The sequence below is a fragment of the Streptomyces sp. ALI-76-A genome (genome assembly GCF_030287445.1).
GTDB lineage: Bacteria > Actinomycetota > Actinomycetes > Streptomycetales > Streptomycetaceae > Streptomyces.
Window position 1 is genome coordinate 6,497,279 of the sequence record NZ_JASVWB010000002.1, and the last position, 19,959, is coordinate 6,517,237.

Consider the following 19,959-nt stretch of genomic DNA (forward strand, 5'->3'; position numbering starts at 1 on the left):
CTGCCGGCTCCTCCTGTTTGCTGGTCGCTCGCCTGCGGGGTGCTCAAGTCGGTGTCGACAGGGCGGTCGCGCTCAGCCCTGCGGGCCTTCGCGCGATCGCCCTCTCGACACCGACGCGCCCCTCCGGCTCACTCTTGCCTGCTGAAGCGTGAACGGGGTCTGACGCGGACCATTGTGGACCGCGGCACTGACAACGACGGACCAGGCCCGGGGTAAGCCGCCTGGTCCGGCGCCGACACGTGCCGCCCGCGCCCCTGCGTGCCGCCCCCGCGGCACGACTGCCCGCAGGCTACGGCACGCGCGCACCTGCCATCCCGCTCCCGGTTCACCGCAGCGGCCCGATCGCCGTCGCGCGCCTGCCCGCGGCCCCGGCCCACCGGCCACCGCCGTCCCGCCGCGGCCTGCCGCACACGGCCGTCCCGGCTCCCGCTGCGGCCTCCCGGACACCGGCCGCAGCCGTCCCGCCGCAGCCCTCCAACACCGGCCGTCCCGCTCCCCCTCCGAGCCCCCGGCCCGCCGGCCGTCCCCTCCCGCTCCCGGCGCCGACTCGCCCGTCACCGCGATCTCGCTCTCGGCGTACGCTCCGCCGGGAACTTCGCCGGGGCCCCGCGCGCTGCATACAGTGGCAGGACCGGCAGGAAAACCGCGGTTCGAACAACCGCGACCGCGATCGAAGGGACGTACATGCCCATGGGTCACACGGCCACAGCCCAGGCAGGCTCCGGGGGCCTGACAGCGACCGAGCACCGCCTGGCCAACGGTCTGCGCGTGGTGCTCTCCGAGGACCACCTGACCCCGGTCGCGGCGGTGTGCCTCTGGTACGACGTCGGTTCGCGCCACGAGGTCAAGGGCCGTACCGGCCTGGCTCACCTTTTCGAGCACCTGATGTTCCAGGGCTCCGGCCAGGTCAAGGGCAACGGCCACTTCGAGCTGGTCCAGGGCGCGGGCGGCTCGCTCAACGGCACCACCAGCTTCGAGCGCACCAACTACTTCGAGACCATGCCCACCCACCAGCTGGAGCTCGCCCTCTGGCTGGAGGCCGACCGCATGGGCTCCCTGCTCACCGCCCTGGACGACGAGTCCATGGAGAACCAGCGGGACGTCGTCAAGAACGAGCGCCGACAGCGGTACGACAACGTCCCCTACGGCACGGCGTTCGAGAAGCTCACCGCGCTCGCCTACCCGGAGGGCCACCCCTACCACCACACCCCGATCGGCTCGATGGCCGACCTGGACGCGGCCACCCTGGAGGACGCGCGCGCCTTCTTCCGCACGTACTACGCGCCCAACAACGCCGTCCTGTCGGTGGTCGGCGACATCGACCCGGAGCGGACGCTCGCCTGGATCGAGAAGTACTTCGGGTCCATTCCGTCGCACGACGGCAAGCCCGCCCCCCGCGACGGTTCCCTGCCCGAGGTCATCGGGGAGCAGCTGCGCGAGGTCGTCGAGGAAGAGGTCCCGGCCCGCGCCCTGATGGCCGCCTACCGACTGCCGCACGACGGCACGCGCGCGTGCGACGCGGCCGACCTGGCGCTCACCGTCCTCGGCGGCGGCGAGTCCTCCCGCCTCTACAACCGGCTGGTACGGCGTGACCGTACGGCGGTCGCGGCCGGCTTCGGCCTGCTGCGGCTGGCCGGGGCACCCTCCCTGGGCTGGCTGGACGTGAAGACGTCCGGTGACGTCGAGGTGCCGGTCATCGAGGCCGCCATCGACGAGGAGCTCGCGCGGTTCGCCGAGGAGGGCCCCACGGCGGAGGAGATGGAGCGCGCCCAGGCCCAGTTGGAGCGCGAGTGGCTGGACCGGCTCGGCACGGTCGCGGGCCGCGCCGACGAACTGTGCCGCTACGCCGTCCTGTTCGGCGACCCGCAGCTCGCCCTCACCGCCGTCCAGCGCGTCCTGGACGTCAGCGCCGAGGAGGTCCAGGAGGTCGCCAAGGCCCGCCTGCGCCCCGACAACCGCGCGGTCCTCGTCTACGAGCCGACCGCCACCGAAGCCGAAGACGCCGAAGCCGGCGACGAGAACGACGAGGAGGCGGCCCAGTGACCGAGCTCGCCGCGATGGAGTTCCACCCTCAGCCCCAAGCGGGCGAGCCCAGGCCGTGGGCGTTCCCGGCCCCCGAGCGCGGAGCGCTGGACAACGGCCTGACCCTCCTGCGTTGCCACCGCCCCGGCCAGCAGGTCGTCGCCGTCGAGGTGATCCTGGACGCGCCGCTGGAAGCGGAGCCGGCCGGTCTGGACGGCGTCGCCACGATCATGGCGCGGGCCTTCTCCGAGGGCACCGACAAGCACTCCGCCGAGGAGTTCGCCGCCGAGCTGGAGCGCTGCGGCGCCACCCTCGACGCGCACGCCGACCACCCCGGCGTACGGCTCTCCCTCGAAGTCCCCGTCTCCCGCCTGCCCAAGGCCCTGGCCCTGCTCGCCGACGCCCTCAGGGCGCCCGCGTTCGCGGACAGCGAGATCGAGCGGCTGGTCCGCAACCGCCTCGACGAGATCCCGCACGAGCTGGCCAACCCCTCCCGCCGTGCCGCCAAGGAGCTCTCCAGGGAGCTGTTCCCGTCGGCCTCGCGCATGTCCCGACCGCGTCAGGGCACCGAGGAGACAGTGGCGGCCATCGACTCCGCGGCCGTCCGGGGCTTCTACGAGAAGCACGTCCGTCCGGCCACCGCCACCGCCGTGGTCGTCGGCGACCTCACCGGGGTCGACCTCGACGCGCTGCTCGGTGACACGCTCGGTGCCTGGACCGGTTCCTCGGCCCAGCCGCGTCCGGTGCCGCCGGTGACCGCCGACGACACCGGCCGGGTCGTCATCGTGGACCGCCCCGGCGCCGTCCAGACGCAGCTGCTGATCGGCCGCGTCGGCCCGGACCGGCACGCGCGCGTGTGGCCCGCGCAGGTGCTCGGCACGTACTGCCTGGGCGGCACCCTCACCTCCCGGCTGGACCGCGTCCTGCGCGAGGAGAAGGGCTACACCTACGGGGTGCGGGCGTTCGGGCAGGTCCTGCGCTCGGCTCCGGACGGCTCGGGTGCCGCGATGCTCGCCATCAGCGGTTCCGTGGACACCCCGAACACCGGTCCGGCCCTCCAGGACCTGTGGACCGTGCTGCGTACGCTCGCCGCGGAGGGCCTGACCGACGCCGAGCGCGACGTCGCCGTCCAGAACCTGGTGGGGGTGGCGCCGCTGAAGTACGAGACCGCGGCGGCCGTCGCCGGCACACTGGCCGACCAGGTCGAGCAGCACCTGCCGGACGACTTCCAGGCGACGCTGTACCAGCAGCTCGTCTCGACCGGCACGGTGGAGGCCACCGCGGCGGTCGTGAGCGCGTTCCCGGTGGACCGCCTGGTGACCGTCCTCGTCGGCGACGCCGCGCAGATCAAGGAGCCCGTCCGGGCCCTCGGCATCGGCGAAGTCACCGTCGTCTCCGCCGAGTAGCCGAAGCCGCGCCCAGGAGGCCCCGGTGACAGAAGCGTCACCGGGGCCTCCTGATGTCCGAATTGAGGGAAAGGTTGCCTGTCTGCCCTGTGGCATGCGCTACAAAAGCCGTGATCCGTTTGGGGATTGAAAGTTGGGACGTTTAGCGTCATCCCGGCTGTTCGTCAGGCAGTGCGCCGCGTCCGCGGCACCGGACAGTCATCGCCGAGTCCCCGCGTGGCGCGAGCCAGGGGAGCCGGGGACCCACACCAGAAGTCCCTGGGGTGAATCGGACGCCCGCGCGCACCGCGAGGGGGTCCGTAGGAGACCTTCCTGCTCCGAACCCGTCAGCTAACCCGGTAGGCGAGAGGGAAGGAAAGGACCACCCACTCCATGGCGTTCATGTGCGCCGCCGGTAAGCACCGTCGTCCCAGCCGGATGAAGCGCAGCACCGCCCGTGCGGCGGGCGTCGCGGCTCTCACCACCACCGGTGTCATCGGTTCCCTGGCCGCCCCCGCGCTCGCCGCCGAGCCCGCGGCCGAGCAGACCGGTCTCACCCCCGTCATCACCATCGGCGACTCGATCGCGGAGCAGATCGACGCCCAGGCCGCCGCCCAGAAGCAGGCCGCCGAGGAGGCCGAGGCACAGCGGAAGGCCGAGGAGGCCGCACGCGAGAAGGCGGCGGCGGACGCCAAGAAGGCGGTCGCCCAGGCCAAGATGGCCCGTGAGGCCGAGGAGCGCGCCGCCCGCGAGGAGGAGCGCAAGCGTCTGAACGCCTACGTCTCCCCGATCTCCGGCTCGTACATCTCGACCGGTTACAAGTCCGGTGGCTCCCTGTGGTCCTCCGGCAGCCACACCGGTGTGGACTTCCACGCCTCGACCGGCACGTCCGTCCACGCGGTCGGCTCCGGCACCGTCGTCGAGGCCGGCTGGGGCGGGTCGTACGGCAACGAGATCGTGATCAAGATGAACGACGGCACGTACACCCAGTACGGCCATCTGTCGTCCATCGGCGTCTCGGTGGGCCAGTCGGTCACCCCGGGCCAGCAGATAGGCATCTCCGGCGCGACCGGCAACGTCACCGGCCCGCACCTGCACTTCGAGGCCCGCACGACCGCCGAGTACGGCTCGGACATCGACCCCGCCGCCTACCTGCGCTCCCATGGCGTGAACCTCTGACGTTCGCACCGCGTGCGCGTCCGGCGACGGACGGCAAGACCTCCCGAGGCCCCGGCTCCCCGAGCCGGGGCTTTCGGCGTTTCGGATGCCCGTCTGTCCAAAAAATATCCATGGATACAGGCCCGCCATCGGAAATTCCCGCTCATTGCAATAGAGTCACTGAACACACGTCAATCGTCGACGTTTCACGGGGATTAAGGCGGAGGTCGGTCATGCGTATTCCGGCGCACTCGGTATGCACCGCGATCCGGGACGACATCGTCGCGGGTGTCTACGAGCGCGGCAGCCGGCTCACCGAGGAACTGCTCGCGCGGCGCTACGGCGTCTCGCGCGTGCCCGTCCGGGAGGCCCTGCGCACGCTGGAGGCGGAGGGCTTCGTGGTGACCCGGCGGCACGCGGGCGCGTGCGTCGCGGAACCCACCGAGCAGGAGGGCGCCGACCTCCTGGAGATGCGCATGCTGCTGGAGCCGCTCGGCGCCTCCCGGGCCGCCCAGCGGCGTACGGAGGCCCACCTGAAGGTGTTGCGCGGACTGGTCCGGCTGGGCCAGGAGCGGGCCAGGCGGGGCAACAGCGAGGATCTGCGCTCCCTGGGGAGCTGGTTCCACGAGACGCTCGCCCAGGCTTCCGCCAGCCCCGCGATGACCTCGATGCTGACCCAGCTGCGCCACAAGATCGCCTGGATGTACACGGTGGAGGCGCCCGCCAACCCGGTGGAGTCCTGGGCTGAGCACGGCGCCATCGTGGACGCGGTGGCGCGCGGCGACAGCGAGCGCGCGCGGACGGTCACGGCGTTGCACACCGAGCGCGCCACGACCGCGCACCGGCTGCGTTTCCCGGCCCAGGGGGATCGTCCGGACCGTGTGAGGAACTCGCAACCTCCCGTAAACATGACGGGCCTGCGGCATTAACACGAGCACCGTATACAAAGACGAGGCAATTCCCGGGGGATTATTTCCGCTGCCCGTGAACGGGAAATGCGAAGGGCCCGCCCGGTAATTCGGACGAGCCCTTCTGTGTTCCGTTACGGTGTCTGTGCTCAGACGGTCTCGGGAAGTTCCTCCAGGCCCTCCGCGACGAGCTTCGCGAGACGGTCGAGGGCGGCGTCCGCCCCCTCCGCGTCGGAGGCGAGGACGATCTCCTCGCCGCCCTGGGCGCCCAGGCCGAGGACGGCCAGCATGGAGGCCGCGTTGACGGGGTTGCCGTCGGCCTTGGCGATCGTCACCGGGATACCTGCGGCCGTGGCGGCCCGGACGAAGATGGAGGCGGGACGGGCGTGGAGGCCCTCGGCCCAGCCGACGTTGACGCGGCGCTCAGCCATGTGTGCTGCCCTTCGGTGTATCAGGTTGTCTAGACCAGTTTCCCATACGTGAAGCATGCCCGGAGCGGTCACTCGTCCCGCCCCGGGTACGGCGTCGGACCGCGGCCTCGGTCCGACTCCCGTCCCGCACAGACTGCCTCGCGCCGTTGTCGTACGCGAGCCGTACGCTGGCTCCCATGCAGACCTCGTCGGATCGGCACGAGTACCCCGCCCACTGGGAGGCCGACGTGGTGCTGCGCGACGGCGGTACCGCACGCATCCGGCCCATCACCGTCGATGACGCCGATCGCCTCGTCAGCTTCTACGAGCAGGTGTCGGACGAGTCGAAGTACTACCGCTTCTTCGCGCCCTACCCGCGCCTGTCCGCCAAGGACGTCCACCGCTTCACGCACCACGACTTTGTGGACCGGGTGGGACTCGCGGCCACCATCGGCGGCGAGTTCATCGCCACCGTACGCTACGACCGCATCGGCGCCGACGGAATGCCCGCCTCCGCACACCCGTCGCCCGACGCCACCCTCGCCGGAGGGCGCTTCGCCCCCGCCCCCGACATCCCCGACGAGGCCGAGGTCGCCTTCCTGGTCCAGGACGCCCATCAGGGCCGCGGGGTCGCCTCCGCCCTGCTCGAACACATCGCGGCCGTCGCGCGCGAGCGGGGCATCCGCCGGTTCGCCGCCGAGGTGCTGCCCGCCAACAGCAAGATGATCAAGGTGTTCACGGACGCCGGGTACACCCAGAAGCGCAGCTTCGAGGACGGCGTCGTACGCCTGGAGTTCGACCTGGAGCCCACGGACCGCTCGCTCGCCGTGCAGTACGCGCGCGAACAGCGCGCCGAGGGGCGCTCCGTGCAGCGGCTGCTGATGCCCGGATCGGTCGCCGTCGTCGGGACCGGCCGCACGCCCGGCGGGGTGGGCCGCAGCGTCCTCGGCAACATCCGGGACGCCGGGTTCACCGGCCGGCTGTACGCCGTGAACAAGGCCCTGCCCGACGGACAGAAGGACATCGACGGGGTGCCCGCGTACCGCTCGGTGCGGGACATCGAGGAGCCGGTCGACCTGGTGGTCGTCGCCGTGCCCGCTCCGTACGTGCCCGACGTCGTCGAGGAGTGCGGTCTGCACGGCGTGCAGGGGCTCGTCGTGCTCTCCGCCGGCTACGCCGAGAGCGGGCCCGAGGGGCGCGAGCGCCAGCGCGACCTGGTGCGGCTCGCGCGCGCGTACGGCATGCGGATCATCGGGCCGAACGCGTTCGGCATCATCAACACGTCGGCCGGGGTCCGGCTGAACGCCTCCCTCGCCCCGCAGATGCCCCGCCCCGGGCGGATCGCGCTGTTCGCCCAGTCCGGCGCCATCGGCATCGCGCTGCTGTCCCGGCTGCACCGGCGCGGCGGCGGGGTCACCGGGGTGACCGGCGTGTCGACGTTCGTGTCGTCCGGCAACCGGGCGGACGTGTCCGGCAACGACGTCCTCCAGTACTGGTACGACGACCCCGACACCGACGTGGTGCTGATGTACCTGGAGTCCATCGGCAACCCGCGCAAGTTCACCCGGCTCGCCCGGCGCACGGCGGCCGCGAAACCGCTGGTCGTGGTGCAGGGAGCCGGTTCCGCGCCGCAGGGACACGCCGTGCGGGCGACCCGGCTGCCGTACGCCACGGTGTCCGCGCTGCTGCGGCAGGCCGGGGTGATCCGGGTGGACACGATCACGGAGCTGGTGGACACCGGCCTGCTGCTCGCGCGCCAGCCGCTGCCGGCCGGGGCCCGGGTGGCGATCCTCGGGAACTCCGAGTCGCTGGGCCTGCTGACGTACGACGCCTGTCTGTCCGAGGGGCTCCGGCCGATGCCGCCGCTGGACCTGACGACGGGGGCGTCGCCGGATGACTTCCACGCCGCTCTGGCGCGGGCGCTGGCGGACGACGCCTGCGACGCGGTGGTGGTGACCGCGATACCCGCCGTGGGGGAGGGGACGGCCGGAGACGCGGCGCTGGCCGAAGCCCTGAGATCCGCGGCCGAGCGGGTCCCCGGCAAACCGGTGCTGGTGGTCCACGTCGAGCTGGGCGGCCTCGCGGAGGCCCTGTCGGCCGCGGCCAGCACTGCGCCGCAGGCCGCCGGCTCCGCGGTGCCGGGCGGCTCCCACCCGTTCCGCCCGCTGGACCGGCTGGCCACGAAGGCGACGCAGGACCCGCCCGCCCCCCAGAACTGCTCCCGCCTCATCCCCGCCTACCCCGCCGCCGAACGTGCCGTCCGGGCCCTGTCCGAAGTGGTCCGGTACGCCCAGTGGCGCCGGGACGCGGCCGAACCCGGCAGGGTGCCCGCGTACGAGGACATCGACGAGAAGGGGGCCGCCGAGCTGATCGGCGGGCTGCTCGCGCGCGGGCAGGGGCTCACCCTCGGCACCGACGAGACGTGCGACCTGCTCGGGAAGTACGGCGTCCATGTCCACCGCGCGCTGCCCGCGCCCGCCCCCGACGACGCGGTCCGGGCCGCCCGCGCCCTCGGCTACCCGGTCGCCCTCAAGGCCACCGCCCCGCACCTCAGACACCGCGCCGACCTGGGCGGCGTACGGCTGGACCTCATGGACGAGGAACAACTGCGCCGGGCGTACGCCGAGTTGACCGAGTTGTTCGGGAAGCCGGCGGAGCTGCGGCCGGTGGTGCAGACGATGGCGCCGCGGGGAGTCGACACCGTGATCAGGGCCGTCATCGACCCGGCGGCCGGCGCCGTCCTGTCGTTCGGCCTCGCCGGGGCCGCCTCCCAGCTGCTCGGGGACATGGCGCACCGGCTCGTCCCGGTCACCGACCGGGAGGCCGGCTCGCTGGTCCGGTCGATCCGGACGGCACCGCTCCTGTTCGGCTGGCGCGGCTCCACCCCCGTCGACACGCCTGCGCTGGAGGAACTGCTGCTGCGGGTGTCGCGGCTGGTCGACGACCACCCCGAGGTGGTGGCGGTCACCCTGGAGCCGGTCGTCGTCGCCCCGCGCGGCCTGAGCGTCCTCGGCGCCTCCGTGCGGCTCGCGCCGCCGCCCGCCCGCGACGACCTCGGCCCCCGGACACTGCCCGCGTACTGAGCGATGTTTCACCGGCCCGGAGCGGTGCCTCGCAGTCAGTGGGTCCCCGTAGGATGGACGTCATGGCCAAGACCAGTACGACGACCCAGGGGCTGCGAACGGCGATCGAGCGCAGCGGCTACTACCCGGCCCTCGTGGCCGAGGCGGTGGAGGCCGCTGTGGGCGGCGAGCCCATTCGGTCGTACCTGGTCCACCAGGAGACCACGTTCGACCAGAACGAGGTGCGGCGGCATGTCACCGTGCTCGTCCTCACCGAGAACCGCTTCGTCGTCAGCCACACCGACGAGCAGAACGCGGACACCACCTCCCCGACGCCGTACGCCACCACCTCCACCGAGTCCGTGAAGCTCGGCCGGATCTCCTCGGTCGTGGTCAGCCGCGTGGTCGCCAACCCCGAGCAGTACCAGCCGGGCACCCTGCCCCGCGAGGTCGTGCTGACCATCGGCTGGGGTGCCGTCTCCCGCATCGACCTGGAGCCCGCGGCCTGCGGCGACCCCAACTGCGAGGCCGACCACGGCTACACCGGAAGCTCGACGGCGGACGACCTGAGCCTGCGCGTGAGCGAGGCCGGGGACGGCCCGGAGACGGTGCGCCAGGCGCTCGCCTTCGCGCAGGCCATCTCCGAGGCGACCGCGGACGTCACCCGCTGATGGCGCACCCCGCCTCCGCCTGGGACCACCACCCGGAACCGCTCGCCCTCGACTCCGCGCCCGTTCCCGAGTACGGCACCGGCTCCCTCGCCGACCTGCTGCCCACCCTCGCCGCGGGCATGGCCGTACCGGAGGTCACCGCGGCCATCCCCGAGCTCACCCCCGCCGACCGGAACTGCGTGTTCCTGATCGACGGGCTCGGCTGGGAGCAGCTCAGGGCCCACCCGGACGAGGCCCCCTTCATGACCTCGCTCCTCGGCAGCTCGCGCGGCGGCACCGGCCGCCCGCTGACCACCGGCTTCCCGGCGACCACCGCCACCTCCCTCGCCTCCGTCGGCACCGGCCTGCCGCCGGGCGCCCACGGCCTGCCCGGGTACGCGGTGCGCGATCCGGCCACCGGCGCGCTGATGAACCAGCTGCGCTGGCAGCCGTGGACCTCGCCGGGGACCTGGCAGCCGTATCCCACGATCTTCCAGCTGGCCGCCCGGGCCGGCGTGCACGCGGCCCAGGTCTCGTCCCCCACCTTCGAGAACACCCCGCTGACCAAGGTGGCGCTCAGCGGCGGCACGTTCCACGGGCGGCAGACCGGCGAGGAGCGCATGGACCTCACGGCCGAGCAACTCGCCGCGGGCGACCGGTCCCTGGTCTATACGTACTACTCCGAGGTCGACGGCGCAGGCCACCGCTTCGGCGTCGACTCCGACACCTGGCGCGGCCGGCTGATGTACGTCGACCGGCTGGTCCAGCGCCTGGCCGAGCAACTGCCGCCGCGCACCGCGCTCTACGTCACCGCCGACCACGGCATGATCGACGTGCCCTTCGACGAGTGGCACCGCATCGACTTCGACGAGGACTGGGAACTGCGCGCCGGGGTCGCCCTGCTGGGCGGCGAGGGCCGCGCCCGCCATGTCTACGCGGTGCCGGGCGCCCAGAACGACGTCCTGACCTGCTGGCGCGAGGTGCTCGGCGAGCAGTTCTGGGTGGCCTCGCGGGACGAGGCGATCGCGGCGGGCTGGTTCGGGCCGCCCGACCGGGTCGAAGGGCGCGTGTACGACCGGCTCGGCGACGTGATCGCCGCCGCGCGTGACGACGTCCTCCTCATCGCCTCGGAGCGGGAGCCCAAGGAGTCGGCGATGGTCGGCAACCACGGTTCGATGACCCCCGCCGAGCAGCTGGTCCCGCTGCTCGAAGTACGCTCCTGACGCCTCCGGGCCGCTCTCCTCCCACTCGATCGAAAGGTGCTCGACTCGCCATGCCCGAGCTGGTGTTCTTCTCCGGAACGATGGACTGCGGGAAGTCCACGCTGGCTCTCCAGATCGAGCACAACCGCTCGGCGCGCGGCCTCCAGGGCATCATCTTCACCCGCGACGACCGCGCGGGCGAGGGCAAGCTGTCCTCACGGCTCGGTCTGGTGACCGAAGCGGTGGAAGCGGTGCCGGGCATGGACCTGTACGCCTATGTGGTGGCCGAGGTCGAGCAGGGCAGCAAGGTCGACTACCTGATCGTGGACGAGGCGCAGTTCCTCGCGTCCGAGCAGATCGACCAGCTGGCCTGTGTGGTGGACGACCTGGGTCTGGACGTCTACGCCTTCGGCATCACCACGGACTTCCGCACCAAGCTGTTCCCCGGCTCGCAGCGCCTGATCGAGCTGGCGGACCGGATAGAGGCCCTCCAGGTGGAGGCGATGTGCTGGTGCGGGGCGCGGGCCACGCACAACGCCCGCACCGTGGGCGGCGAGATGGTGGTGGAAGGCGAGCAGGTCGTCGTCGGCGATGTGAACCGCCCGGCCGCGGAGGTCGGTTACGAGGTGCTGTGCCGCCGCCACCACCGCCACCGGATGACCAGCAGCTCGGTGTCGGCCTCTCCGCCGGCCGGCCTCGCCCGCTGACCGACGCCGGTCACCGGCGTGCCGTCGGCCCGTCGACCGCTCCTCGGCGTGGGCTCTGGATGAGGGAGAAGCGGGCCCCCTCGGGATCCGCCACCGTGGCCGCGCGTCCGTGAGGCGTGGAGTGCGCAGGCCGCAGGACCTGGCCGCCGAGGTCGGCGAGAAGGGCGGCGGCCTCGTCGGTGTCGGCCACTTCGAAGTACGTCATCCAGTGCGGTCCCCGGTCCCGGGCCAGGGCCGCGCCCACACCGCGGATACCGGCCACCGGTCGGTCGCCGAGGCGCAGGGTGACGTAGTCGCAGTCGGCCGGGACCGCCGGCTCCTCCTCGTGACCGAACACCGTCTCGTAGAACTTGGCGACGCTCGTGGTCTCGAAGGTCAGCAGCTCGTGCCAGGCCGGTGTGCCGGGCACTCCGGCGACGGACGTGCCGAGGTGCGCCGCCGCCTGCCAGGCACCGAAGACCGCCCCGGACGGGTCCGAGCCGATCACCAGCCGTCCGGCGTCCTCCGCGTCCAGCGGTCCCACCCCGACCGTGCCGCCGCACACCCGCACCGCGTCGGCCGTCAGGCCCACGTCGTCCGAGGCGAAGTAGGGCGTCCAGGCGACGGGCAGATGACGGTCGGGCGGCAGCTGGCCGATGCCGGCCACGTCGTGTCCGTCGAGCAGGGCCCGCACGTACGGGCCGAGCTTCCGTGGGCCCGGGCGGAACTCCCAGCCGAAGAGGGAACCGTAGAACTCCTGGGTCGCGGCCATCCCGTGCACCATCAGACTCACCCAGCACGGTGCGCCGGGCACCTGCCGGGCCTGCGCCGGGCCGTGCGGGCCGGCCGCAGACCCCCTTGCCTCGGTCATCGTCACTCTCTTCTCGGCCTCTCGCGGCGGCCGTGTCGCTTCAGCTTCCGCTCTGACGGGCCCCCGTCGTCCGGACTCCGTGCTCACGGACCCCGTGCCGATGCTCGCACCACCCGAGGTGCCGCGGGCTCCGGGCACGCCGCTGCGCGGCTGCTCCCCTGCCCGGAGAATGCCCGTCGTGCGCCTTCCCGTCCGTTTCCTTTCGATGGCCGACGGGTGTCGATCGGCTGTACAGCATGTGCCCGATCCCGTACGCCCGGTGACCGGGTCTGCCCGGCGGACGAGAGTAGCCGGACATGGACGACGCGGCCACCCGGTGCGCAAGGATGGTGACCATGAACGCCATCATCTCCGCAACCGAACTCGCCAGCGACCTGGCGGGAGGTGACCCGCCCGTCCTGCTCGACGTCCGCTGGCAGCTCAGCGTCGCCAAGGCGGCCGGGGAGCCCTCGTTCGACGGCCGGGCCGCGTACGCGGCCGGGCACCTTCCCGGCGCGGTCTTCGTCGACCTGGACCGGGAGCTCGCCGGCCCGCCCGGCACCGGTGGCCGGCACCCGCTGCCCGACCTCGCGGAGTTCGGCGCCGCCATGCGCCGCGCGGGCGTCTCCCGGGGGACACCGGTGGTCGTGTACGACGGCGGACAGGGCTGGGCGGCCGCCCGTGCCTGGTGGATGCTGCGCTGGACGGGTCACCCGGACGTGCGAGTCCTCGACGGCGGGTTGCCGGCCTGGCAGGGCGAGTTGTCGGTGGACATCCCCGAGCCCGCCGAGGGCGACTTCCAGCCGGCGCCCGGTGCGGCGGGTCTCCTCGACGCGGACGGTGCCGCCTCGCTGGCCCGCACCGGGCTTCTGCTCGACGCGCGCGCGGGGGAGCGCTACCGGGGTGAGGTCGAGCCGATCGACCCCGTCGGCGGACACATCCCGGGCGCCGTGTCCGCGCCCACCGCCGACAACGTCGCGGCCGACGGCCGCTTCCTGCCCGCGGCGGAACTGGCCGCCCGCTTCAAGGCGCTGGGCGTGTCCCACGGCACCGAGGTCGGCGTCTACTGCGGCTCCGGCGTCTCCGCCGCGCACCAGGTGCTGGCCCTGGCGGTCGCGGGCATCCCGGCCGCGCTGTACGTCGGTTCCTGGTCCCAGTGGTCGGCGGACCCGGCACGTCCGGTCGCCGTGGGACCCGACCCCCGGTAGGCACGGCGAAGGGCCCGCGCTCACGAGCGCGGGCCCTCAAAGCCTCGTACGAGCGGTCGTACAGCCGGCTACTTGCTCGTGCCGAAGTGGCAGGGCCGGCTACTCCTGCTTCTTGCGCCGTGTCCCGAACACGATCTCGTCCCAGCTCGGGACCGCCGCCCGGCGACCCGGGCGGACACCGTCCGCCTCGGCCTGCCGGTCGGTGGCGCCGATGAGCCGGTCGCGGTGGCTGCCGACGGAACGCGGCATGAGGACGTCCGCGTAGGCGGAGCCGGCCGAGGCCGCGGGAGCCGGGGGCTCCTCCTCGTCGGGTTCCGGGACGGGCTCCTCCGTCTCGGGCTCGACGGGGCGCTCCGGGACCACCAGGTCGCCCCGGAAGCTGGGCACCGCCTCCAGCAGGCTGGTCAGCGAGTCCCGCTCGCTCACGGTCTCCTCGGCGGGCTCGTCGAGCGGGGCCGGCGGCAGGCTCGGCCGCTCCCGGTCGAGGGCGCGGTCCAGCGGACGGTCGCGCGGCAGGCGGGCGATGCGCGGTACGAAGGGAAAGCTGGGCTCCGGCGTGGCGGCGAGGTCGTCGGACTCGCCGATCAGCGAGCGCGCCTCCTCGTCGACGGCCTGGACGAGCCGCCGGGGCGGGTCGTACGTCCAGCTCGCCGAGTGCGGTTCGCCCGCGACCCGGTAGACCAGCAGGACCTCCCAGGTGCCGTCGTCGCGGCGCCACGAGTCCCACTGCACGGTGTCCTTCTCGGCGCCGCGCAGGGTCAGCCGCTCCTGGACGGTCTCGCCCAGTTGCGGACCCGCGTTCTCGCCGGGACGGCGGACCGGAGTCTTCCGGGCCCGCTCGGCCATGAAGGCGCGCTCGGCCAGCACGGGCCCCTCGAACCGGCGTACGCGGTCGACGGGGATGCCGGCCATCTGGGCGACCTCTTCCGCGGTCGCGCCGGCACGTATCCGCGCCTGGATGTCACGGGGGCGGAGATGGCTCTCCACCTCGATCTCGATCTGGCCGAGGCGGGGCCGGTCGCCGCGCACGGCGGCGCGCAGACGTTCGTCGATCGGAAGCGTGTACTCCGTAGAGTCGGCAGCCTTCAGCACCAGCCGTGTGCCGTCATTGGAGACGGCCACGACACGCAGTTCGGGCATGGGGACCTCCCGGGTGGTGCCTGCCGACGTCACGTGCGTCGCTGCTTCCGCTAGTCGAGTGTGGCCTGCCCGGGTGCAGCCTGCCACAACCTTGCCGAGTTGCCCGGCGTGTCGGGCGCGGGCCCTGGATCGCCGTTATGGCACGGTTACCTTTTCGCAACGCTAAGTGACAAACTCCGTCACCCTGTGCAACCAGTCCCCTCCCGGCGGTCCTTGAAGGCCACGGACGCCCTGGCGGGAGACCTGACCCAGGGCTCGCAACAGTACTCCATTCGGGCCACGTGCGTGGATTGGCGCGCCGCCCAACTTCTCCCGGTCGGCGGTGCTCGGCCGTCCTGAAGCGGATTCCGGGATCTTGGACGTGGCGCACTTCACGCAATCACCAGAAACGGAACTAATGGCTTCGTTCGCGTGTCCCCTTCTCGTGCGGCTGGACGGCCCGTTCGCGGACAGCCGCCCGCGTGGCGTGCCCGCTACGCCCCCAACACCCTGCGCAGGTAGTCGTTCTGGAACCGCCGGTCCGGGTCGAGCCGGTCCCGCAGCGCCGTGAACTCGCCGAAGCGCGGGTATGTCCCGGCGAGGTACTCGGCGTCGCGCGTGTGCAGCTTGCCCCAGTGCGGGCGGCCCTCGTAGGAGATGAAGATGCGCTCGGCGGCGGTGAAGTACCGCTGGTACGGCGTTCCCTTGACCATGTGGACGGCGATGTACGCGCTGTCCCGCCCCGACGCCGTGGACAGCGTGATGTCGTCGGCCGGGGCGGTGCGCACCTCGACCGGGAAACTGATCCGGAGGCCGGAGCGGTCGACCATCGTTCTCAGCTCGCGCAGCGCCTCGACCACGGCCGCGCGCGGGACGGCGTACTCCATCTCCACGAAGCGCACCCGGCGCGGGGAGGTGAAGACCTTGTACGGGATGTCGGTGTAGGTCCGCGCGGACAGGGCCTTGCTGGAGATCCGGGCGATCGCCGGGATGGCGGCGGGCGCCGCGCGGCCGACCCACTGGGCCACCTGGAAGACGCCGTTGGAGAGGAACTCGTCCTCGAACCAGCCCGCCAGCTGTCCCACCGGCTGCTCGGGGCCCGCGCTGCGGTTGTTGCGCTTGGTGGTGGTGCTGCCGGTGTGCGGGAACCAGTAGAACTCGAAGTGCTCGTTCTCGGCCCACAGTTCGTCGAACTCGGCGACGACCCGGTCGAAGGGCATCGGCTCCTCGCGGGCGGCGAGCAGGAACACCGGTTCCACGGCGAAGGTGATCGCGGTGACGATGCCGAGCGCTCCGAGGCCCACCCGCGCCGCGGCGAAGACCTCCGGGTTCTCCTCCTCCGAGCAGGTGAGGAGCGAGCCGTCGGCCGTGACCAGCTCCAGGCCCCTGATCTGCGCGGCGATGGAGGCCGACTCGCGGCCGGTGCCGTGCGTGCCGGTACTGGTGGCCCCGGAGACCGTCTGCTCCATGACGTCGCCCATGTTGGTCAGCGACAGGCCCTCTCGGGCCAGGGCTATGTTGAGCCGCTTGAGCGGGGTGCCGGCCTCGACCGTGACGGTCATGGATTCCCGGTCGATGTCCCGGATGCCGGTCAACAGTTGAGGGCGGATCAACACTCCGTCGGTGGCGGCGATGGACGTGAAGGAGTGCCCGGTACCGACGGCCTTCACCCGCAGCCCGTCCTCGGCGGCCTTCCGTACGGCATCCGCCAGTTCGTCCACCGAGGCCGGAGTGACCTCCCGCGCGGGCCGGGCAGCGACGTTGCCGCCCCAGTTACGCCACGTGCCGTTCTTCCCGCTCGCCGTGCTGCTCAACAGTGCCTCCCCGATGCGGAACCGGCCTGTTGAGCCGGCGGTACCCGAGGAAACCGACCGCGACCGCGACGGCCCCGGACACCGCCGGGACCACGTACCCGGCCTGCGCGCCGGCGGCGTCGATCACCCAGCCGGACGCGGAGGAGCCGAGCGCGACCCCGACCGCGAGTCCCGTGCTCACCCAGGTCATGCCTTCGGTCAGTTGCGCGCGTGGTACGTGCTGCTCGATGAGGGACATCGTCGTGATCATCGTGGGAGCGATGGACAGCCCCGCAACGAACAGCGCCACGGCCAGAAACGGCAAGTTCCCGACCAGTAGGAGGGGGATCATACTCACGGCCATCGCGCAGATGCCCAGCAGCCAGCGAGGTTCGGGCGCTCCCTTGAAGCGCAGCAGCCCGAACACGAATCCGGCGGCGCAGGAGCCCGCCGCGTACACCGCGAGGACCACGCTGGCGGCGCCCTTGTGCCCCTGCTCGTCGGCGAAGGCGACGGTGACCACGTCGACCGCCCCGAAGATCGCGCCGGTCGCCACGAAGGTCGCCACCAGTACCTGTAGCCCGGGGGAGCGCAGAGCCGAACCGCCGCCCTGCTGCGCGCGGGGATGCGGCGCGGGCTCGGTGGCGCGCTGCGCGGTCAGCCAGAAGACGCCGACCGCGAGGAAGCACGCGGCGAGCAGCGGACCGGCCTCCGGGAACCAGGCCGTGGACAGGCCGATGGAGATGATCGGCCCGAAGATGAAGCAGACCTCGTCGATCACGGACTCGAAGGAGTACGCCGTGTGCAGGTGCGGAGTGTCCCGGTACAGGGCCGCCCATCGCGCGCGGATCATCGCGCCGACACTCGGCACGCACCCGATGCCGGCGCTGAACACGTACAGCGTCCAGTCGGGCCACTCGTAGTGCGCGGCGAACAGCAGCCCGGCCGCCGCGACCAGGGAGATCATCGTCGCCGGGCGCAGCACCCGCCGCTGCCCGTACTGGTCCACCATGCGCGAGACCTGCGGACCCGCCACCGCGGCGGCCAGCGCGATGGTCGCCGACAGCGCGCCGGCCAGGCCGTACCGCCCGGTCAGCTGGGAGATCATCGTGACCACGCCGATGCCCATCATCGACAGCGGCATCCGGCCGAGGAGTCCCGCGGCGGAGAAGCCCTTGGAGCCGGGAGCGGCGAAGAGGGCGAGGTAGGGGCTGGGCACGGGTGTCTCCGGTCGGGCGGAAGCGGCGGCGGCCCGGCAGCGGGAGCGCCGCCGGGGAGCAGCGGTTCAGTAAGGCGTGAATACGGCCCGTACAGCTTACGAGTGAGGTGACCCTAACGCACCTGGCCGGACGCACGGGGAACCCGGGTGGTCACCCCGCCGTTTTTCGGCTGTCAGTACCGGATGACAGGATCGACCCATGCCAGACGTGCTCGATGCCACCCCCTACGACGCCCTGCTCCTGCTCTCGTTCGGCGGCCCGGAGGGGCCGGACGACGTCGTCCCGTTCCTGGAGAACGTGACCCGGGGGCGCGGTATCCCCAAGGAACGCCTCAAGGAAGTCGGTCAGCACTACTTCCTCTTCGGCGGGGTCAGCCCGATCAACGACCAGAACCGCGCCCTTCTGGACGCCCTCCGCAAGGACTTCGCGGACCACGGCCTGGACCTGCCGGTCTACTGGGGCAACCGCAACTGGGCGCCCTACCTGACGGACACCCTGCGCGAGATGACCGCCGACGGCCGCCGCCGCGTCCTGGTCCTCGCCACCAGCGCCTACGCCTCGTACTCGGGCTGCCGCCAGTACCGCGAGAACCTCGCCGACGCGCTGGCCGCCCTGCGGGCGGAGGGCCTGGAACCGCCGCGGGTCGACAAGGTGCGGCACTACTTCAACCACCCGGGCTTCCTGGAGCCGATGATCGGGGGGGTGCTCGAGTCCCTCGCCGGCCTCCCCGAGGACGTCCGTGACGACGCCCACCTCGCGTTCACCACCCACTCGATCCCCACCGCCTCCGCGGACACCTCCGGCCCGGTCGAGGGCCACGGCGACGGCGGCGCCTACGTCCGGCAGCACCTGGACGTGGCACAGGTGATCGCCGACGCCGTCCGCGAGCGCACCGGCGTCGACCACCCCTGGCAGCTCGTCTACCAGTCCCGCTCCGGCGCCCCGCACATCCCGTGGCTGGAGCCCGACATCTGCGACCACCTGGAGGAGCGGCACGCGGCCGGGGTACCCGCGGTCGTCATGGTCCCCATCGGCTTCGTCTCCGACCACATGGAGGTCCTGTACGACCTCGACACGGAGGCCAGGGCCAGGGCCGAGGAGCTGGGACTGCCGGTGCGCCGCTCGGCCACCGTCGGCGACGACCCCCGGTTCGCCGCCGCGATCCGCGACCTCGTCCTGGAGCGCGCGGCCGTCGAGCGCGCCGAGCAGGTCACTCCGTGTGCCCTGGGCCGGCTCGGCGCGAGCCACGACCTGTGCCCGGCGGGCTGCTGCCCGGCCCGTGCCCCGCACCCCGCCGCGGCGGGCGCCGACAGCCCCTACGCGTGAGGACCCCCGTGACCGACCCCCTGCACTCGGACCTGCTCGTACTCGCCCAGGAGGCCGCCCGCCGGGCTGGCGCGCTGCTGCGGGACGGCCGCCCGGCCGACCTCTCGGTCGCGAGGACCAAGTCGAGCCCGATCGACGTGGTCACCGAGATGGACATCGCGGCGGAGAAACTGATCACAAACCTCATCTCCGAGCACCGCCCGGACGACGGTTTCCTCGGCGAGGAAGGCGCCTCCACCGAGGGCACCAGCGGCGTCCGCTGGGTGATCGACCCGCTCGACGGCACGGTCAACTACCTGTACGGACTGCCCACTTGGTCGGTCTCCATCGCGGCCGAGCAGGACGGCGAGACCGTCGTCGGGGTCGTCGCGGTCCCGATGCGCGGCGAGACCTTCCACGCGGTCCGGGGCGGGGGTGCCCGGGCCACCGGCGCCTGGGACGGCGAGCGCGAGCTGGCCTGCCGCCCCGCGCCCCCGCTGGAGCAGGCGCTGGTCTCGACCGGCTTCAACTACGTCACCGAGGTCCGCGTCCACCAGGCCGAGGTCGCCCGCAAGCTGATCCCGCTGCTGCGCGACATCCGGCGCGGGGGTTCGGCCGCCGTGGACCTGTGCGACGTCGCCGCGGGCCGCCTCGACGGCTATTACGAGCGCGGTCTGCACCCCTGGGACCTCGCCGCCGGTGACCTCATCGCCCGTGAGGCGGGCGCCCTGACCGGTGGACGGCCCGGAGAGCGCCCCGCACACGCCCTGACGGTCGCGGCCTCCCCGGGCGTCTTCGAGCCCCTCCAGCGCCTGCTGGAGGACTTCGGCGCCTGGCGCGACTGACGGGGACGGGCGCACCGCGTCGGCGTCCTGGCCGGCGGCACCCGCAGCGGGCACCCACCAGGCCCGCCGCCCCGGCGCGTCGGCCGCGCGGGCCCGGCACCCGGAGGCAGCAGAAGCGGGGCCCCGGCGCTGGATT

At 72.7% G+C, this 19,959-nt stretch carries 16 protein-coding genes and 1 riboswitch; of the genes, 11 read left to right on the forward strand and 5 right to left on the reverse strand.

Annotated elements, in window-relative coordinates; genetic code table 11:
• Positions 1–684: 684 nt before the first annotated feature.
• The 4 genes from QQS16_RS30010 to QQS16_RS30025 all read left to right on the forward strand — a co-directional run bounded on the left by QQS16_RS30010 (position 685) and on the right by QQS16_RS30025 (position 5,494).
• Positions 685–2,043: a M16 family metallopeptidase gene (locus tag QQS16_RS30010; RefSeq protein ID WP_286065172.1), complete on the forward strand. Its 1,359-nt coding sequence runs from the start codon at positions 685–687 to the stop codon at positions 2,041–2,043.
• Positions 2,040–3,428, forward strand: a complete 1,389-nt coding sequence (locus tag QQS16_RS30015) for a M16 family metallopeptidase (protein ID WP_286065173.1) — start codon at positions 2,040–2,042, stop codon at positions 3,426–3,428. The genes QQS16_RS30010 and QQS16_RS30015 overlap by 4 nt, the downstream gene beginning before the upstream one ends.
• Positions 3,429–3,620: 192 nt before the next feature.
• A riboswitch (cyclic di-AMP (ydaO/yuaA leader) is annotated at positions 3,621–3,788 on the forward strand.
• Between the two features lie 12 nt (positions 3,789–3,800).
• Positions 3,801–4,586: a M23 family metallopeptidase gene (locus QQS16_RS30020; RefSeq protein WP_286065174.1), complete on the forward strand. Its 786-nt coding sequence runs from the start codon at positions 3,801–3,803 to the stop codon at positions 4,584–4,586.
• A gap of 212 nt (positions 4,587–4,798) precedes the next feature.
• Positions 4,799–5,494: a GntR family transcriptional regulator gene (locus tag QQS16_RS30025; protein ID WP_286065175.1), complete on the forward strand. Its 696-nt coding sequence runs from the start codon at positions 4,799–4,801 to the stop codon at positions 5,492–5,494.
• Between the two features lie 128 nt (positions 5,495–5,622).
• On the opposite strand, the gene QQS16_RS30030 is transcribed toward QQS16_RS30025, so the two are convergent.
• On the reverse strand, positions 5,623–5,904 hold the full coding sequence (locus QQS16_RS30030) for an HPr family phosphocarrier protein (RefSeq protein WP_007385204.1): 282 nt from the start codon (positions 5,902–5,904) through the stop codon (positions 5,623–5,625).
• A 176-nt stretch (positions 5,905–6,080) separates the two neighbouring features.
• Here QQS16_RS30030 and QQS16_RS30035 point away from each other — a divergent pair, with 176 nt between their 5' ends.
• Genes QQS16_RS30035 through QQS16_RS30050 form a run of 4 tightly spaced genes read left to right on the forward strand, consistent with a single transcriptional unit; the run spans position 6,081 to position 11,504 of the window.
• Positions 6,081–8,966: a bifunctional acetate--CoA ligase family protein/GNAT family N-acetyltransferase gene (locus QQS16_RS30035; protein WP_286065176.1), complete on the forward strand. Its 2,886-nt coding sequence runs from the start codon at positions 6,081–6,083 to the stop codon at positions 8,964–8,966.
• A gap of 53 nt (positions 8,967–9,019) precedes the next feature.
• A complete protein-coding gene (locus QQS16_RS30040) occupies positions 9,020–9,616 on the forward strand; it encodes a DUF5998 family protein (protein WP_286065177.1) in 597 nt (198 codons plus the stop codon).
• Positions 9,616–10,818, forward strand: a complete 1,203-nt coding sequence (locus tag QQS16_RS30045; RefSeq protein ID WP_286065178.1) for an alkaline phosphatase family protein — start codon at positions 9,616–9,618, stop codon at positions 10,816–10,818. The genes QQS16_RS30040 and QQS16_RS30045 overlap by 1 nt, the downstream gene beginning before the upstream one ends.
• A 50-nt stretch (positions 10,819–10,868) precedes the next feature.
• Positions 10,869–11,504 carry a thymidine kinase gene (locus QQS16_RS30050; protein ID WP_286065179.1) on the forward strand — a complete coding sequence of 212 codons (636 nt, stop codon included), beginning with the start codon at positions 10,869–10,871 and terminating at the stop codon, positions 11,502–11,504.
• Between the two features lie 10 nt (positions 11,505–11,514).
• On the opposite strand, the gene QQS16_RS30055 is transcribed toward QQS16_RS30050, so the two are convergent.
• A complete protein-coding gene (locus tag QQS16_RS30055; RefSeq protein ID WP_286065180.1) occupies positions 11,515–12,354 on the reverse strand; it encodes a VOC family protein in 840 nt (279 codons plus the stop codon).
• Positions 12,355–12,689: 335 nt separating this feature from the next.
• Here QQS16_RS30055 and QQS16_RS30060 point away from each other — a divergent pair, with 335 nt between their 5' ends.
• Complete coding sequence (locus QQS16_RS30060; protein ID WP_286065181.1) at positions 12,690–13,541, forward strand: sulfurtransferase; 852 nt, start codon at positions 12,690–12,692, stop codon at positions 13,539–13,541.
• A 99-nt stretch (positions 13,542–13,640) separates the two neighbouring features.
• Here QQS16_RS30060 and sepH read toward each other — a convergent pair whose 3' ends face one another.
• The 3 genes from sepH to QQS16_RS30075 form a co-directional block, all read right to left on the reverse strand.
• A complete protein-coding gene (gene sepH / locus QQS16_RS30065; protein WP_286065182.1) occupies positions 13,641–14,681 on the reverse strand; it encodes a septation protein SepH in 1,041 nt (346 codons plus the stop codon).
• Positions 14,682–15,154: 473 nt separating this feature from the next.
• Entirely contained in the window at positions 15,155–16,474 is a 1,320-nt protein-coding gene (locus tag QQS16_RS30070) for a D-arabinono-1,4-lactone oxidase (protein ID WP_286065183.1), read from the reverse strand.
• Positions 16,434–17,672, reverse strand: a complete 1,239-nt coding sequence (locus tag QQS16_RS30075; RefSeq protein WP_286065184.1) for an MFS transporter — start codon at positions 17,670–17,672, stop codon at positions 16,434–16,436. The genes QQS16_RS30070 and QQS16_RS30075 overlap by 41 nt, the downstream gene beginning before the upstream one ends.
• Positions 17,673–17,871: 199 nt before the next feature.
• Here QQS16_RS30075 and QQS16_RS30080 point away from each other — a divergent pair, with 199 nt between their 5' ends.
• Together QQS16_RS30080 and QQS16_RS30085 are read left to right on the forward strand one after the other, a co-directional pair.
• Positions 17,872–18,999 carry a ferrochelatase gene (locus tag QQS16_RS30080; protein WP_286065185.1) on the forward strand — a complete coding sequence of 376 codons (1,128 nt, stop codon included), beginning with the start codon at positions 17,872–17,874 and terminating at the stop codon, positions 18,997–18,999.
• Between the two features lie 8 nt (positions 19,000–19,007).
• Positions 19,008–19,823, forward strand: coding sequence for an inositol monophosphatase family protein (locus tag QQS16_RS30085; protein ID WP_286065186.1), 816 nt, complete (start codon positions 19,008–19,010; stop codon positions 19,821–19,823).
• Positions 19,824–19,959: the final 136 nt, after the last annotated feature.

What these genes read in the sequence shown, in the direction of transcription:
- QQS16_RS30010 (WP_286065172.1), top strand. Translation starts at nt 685, where the DNA reads ATGCCCATGGGTCACACGGCCACAGCCCAGGCAGGCTCCGGGGGCCTG.
- QQS16_RS30020 (WP_286065174.1), top strand. Translation starts at nt 3,801, where the DNA reads ATGGCGTTCATGTGCGCCGCCGGTAAGCACCGTCGTCCCAGCCGGATG.
- QQS16_RS30025 (WP_286065175.1), top strand. Translation starts at nt 4,799, where the DNA reads ATGCGTATTCCGGCGCACTCGGTATGCACCGCGATCCGGGACGACATC.
- QQS16_RS30030 (WP_007385204.1), bottom strand. Translation starts at nt 5,904, where the DNA reads ATGGCTGAGCGCCGCGTCAACGTCGGCTGGGCCGAGGGCCTCCACGCC.
- QQS16_RS30035 (WP_286065176.1), top strand. Translation starts at nt 6,081, where the DNA reads ATGCAGACCTCGTCGGATCGGCACGAGTACCCCGCCCACTGGGAGGCC.
- QQS16_RS30040 (WP_286065177.1), top strand. Translation starts at nt 9,020, where the DNA reads ATGGACGTCATGGCCAAGACCAGTACGACGACCCAGGGGCTGCGAACG.
- QQS16_RS30045 (WP_286065178.1), top strand. Translation starts at nt 9,616, where the DNA reads ATGGCGCACCCCGCCTCCGCCTGGGACCACCACCCGGAACCGCTCGCC.
- QQS16_RS30050 (WP_286065179.1), top strand. Translation starts at nt 10,869, where the DNA reads ATGCCCGAGCTGGTGTTCTTCTCCGGAACGATGGACTGCGGGAAGTCC.
- QQS16_RS30055 (WP_286065180.1), bottom strand. Translation starts at nt 12,354, where the DNA reads ATGACCGAGGCAAGGGGGTCTGCGGCCGGCCCGCACGGCCCGGCGCAG.
- QQS16_RS30060 (WP_286065181.1), top strand. Translation starts at nt 12,690, where the DNA reads ATGAACGCCATCATCTCCGCAACCGAACTCGCCAGCGACCTGGCGGGA.
- sepH (WP_286065182.1), bottom strand. Translation starts at nt 14,681, where the DNA reads ATGCCCGAACTGCGTGTCGTGGCCGTCTCCAATGACGGCACACGGCTG.
- QQS16_RS30080 (WP_286065185.1), top strand. Translation starts at nt 17,872, where the DNA reads ATGCCAGACGTGCTCGATGCCACCCCCTACGACGCCCTGCTCCTGCTC.